We start from the raw sequence: 1910 nt of genomic DNA on the forward strand, positions 1-1910 counted from the left end.
GTGGCGCAGTCGCGGTGAACAGTGTCTTCAGCTTCGGCGCGGTACCCGCCCTCCCCTTCGGCGGTATCGGCGAGTCGGGCTTCGGCAGGATCCACGGCGCCGATGGCCTGCGCGAGTTCAGCCGGCCGCACGCGGTGACGGTGGAACGGTTCCGCGCCCCACTGGCCCTGTTTGCGGTCGACACTCCCGAGCGGGACATGAGGATCGCGAAAGGCATGTTCCGGATGCGCCACGCCCGGTGATTTCGGGCGGATGTACCTACAGGTCGGTGATGTCGGTCAGCTCGTAGTGCAACGTCGACGTCCACATCAACCGATGAGCGAAGTGGACGCCGACGTGCTGCACGACCGGGAACTTCTTGTCGATGAGATCGCCGGCATGCTTCGACTCGTCACCGGACAACAGCCGGGCCGTCGCCCGGGCGGGCGCACCTGTCGGTTTGCCCGACCACGTGCAGGGCCGGATACGAACCTCTGGATAGTTACGGAGCCGTTTGTTCTTCGACGCCTTGCCCGGCGTGCGGAAATAGGCGTGATCGGCTTCGACGACGAGGTTGACGGGGGTGTCCACCCACGTGCCGTCGCGCTTACGCGTCTGGAGTTGCACGACCTTCTCGTCGGCGAATCGGTTCGGAGCGTTTCCTGCCATTTCACTGATCCTCGTCTCGACGGGTCCTTCTATTGTGGATCGTCGGAGTGGCTGACGACATTGACGACCGTGCCATCCGGTGCGCGCACGAAGAACCGCCGTACGCCCCACGGCTCCGTGGTCAGCGGATGGACGATCTCGAACCCTCGACGCTGCGCTTCCTCGTAGGCGGCCTCCACCTCGTCGCCGACGTGAACCGAGATGGACGAGTCCACGGGAGCGGTCTCGTCGCCGCTGACCAACTGGACGACGGCACGACCGTCCGGAGTGGTGAACCGCGCGACCCACCCGAGGTTCATCTCTTCGACGCTCAGCCCCAGATAGTCCATGTAGAAACTCCGTGCTTCCCCGATATCCGGGACGTTGATGTTCGTGGTGATGCCGGTCGGACGCATGCAGGTGGCTCCTTCGACGATCTTCGGTGGGATCGACCCCGCTCAGTGGGGCCCAACCCACGCAAATCCGTAATCACAGACGCGGCCGCTCTCCCTGGGCACTACCGCACCGTAACCCCGATTTGGTGTTCTCGACCGATTTACACGCCGTCGAGAACACCAAATTGGGTCGTCGCTTCGTCCCGCCTCCGGAGGGAGCTCCGCTCGTGATGGTCGACGGTCTCGCAGCGAAGTTCTCCAGCAATTCGTGAATTCGAGTACACCACTACTCATGCCCCGGGATGCCGCCCGCGCCAGACTCGTAGTCACGGAACGACAGGTCCCGACAATCGGAGAACTCATGTCTCTCACCAGTTCCACGGCCAACCGGAAGCTCGCACCCACCTTCGTCCGCTACAGCGACGACCTGGAGCGACGCGACCCCGACGAAGATGCCCTGATCGAGCGGATCGTCGAGTCGCTGCACCGTAACAACGAGTGGGCCGCCGAGAAGTACAAGCATGCGATCCGCGACGCCCACGCCAAAGGGCTCGGTGTCATGCGCGGGGAACTGACCGTGTATCCGAATCTGCCCCGGCCCTATCGGCAGGGACTGTTCGCGAAAGCCCGGACATATCCGGTGCTCGTTCGCTTGTCCAGCACGGCAGGCGCGCTTCGCAGCGATCAGGTGGGCGGAGTCCGCGGAATGGCGATCAAGGTTCTGGGTGTGAGCGGTGACCGGATCATCCCGGACGGACACACGAATCAGGATTTCATTCTGGTGAACAGCGATACGTTTCCGTTCGCCGATGTGCGTTCGTACGCCGGCAAGGGAATGCGGTTCGCAAAGATCCTTGCACGCACTCCCGACCCCCTGCTTCGGACAGC

Annotated in this window: 3 protein-coding genes and 1 pseudogene; 2 read left to right on the forward strand and 2 right to left on the reverse strand. The window is 63.5% G+C overall.

All coding sequences use genetic code 11. The features are described from left to right. The coding region (locus R1101_RS28200) for an aldehyde dehydrogenase family protein (protein WP_037224711.1) at positions 1–242 on the forward strand (242 nt) is incomplete at its 5' end. A 16-nt stretch (positions 243–258) separates the two neighbouring features. Here the strand turns inward: R1101_RS28200 and R1101_RS0122420 are convergent. Next, on the reverse strand, positions 259–648 hold the full coding sequence (locus R1101_RS0122420) for a PPOX class F420-dependent oxidoreductase (RefSeq protein ID WP_016935456.1): 390 nt from the start codon (positions 646–648) through the stop codon (positions 259–261). A 29-nt stretch (positions 649–677) separates the two neighbouring features. Then, entirely contained in the window at positions 678–1043 is a 366-nt protein-coding gene (locus R1101_RS0122425; RefSeq protein WP_016935457.1) for a VOC family protein, read from the reverse strand. A 340-nt stretch (positions 1044–1383) separates the two neighbouring features. Between R1101_RS0122425 and R1101_RS28205 the strand changes: the two are divergent. After that, positions 1384–1910 (forward strand): annotated as a pseudogene (locus R1101_RS28205) (catalase); the annotation flags it as partial.

The organism is Rhodococcus sp. R1101, assembly GCF_000278445.1.
Lineage (GTDB): Bacteria > Actinomycetota > Actinomycetes > Mycobacteriales > Mycobacteriaceae > Rhodococcus > Rhodococcus gordoniae.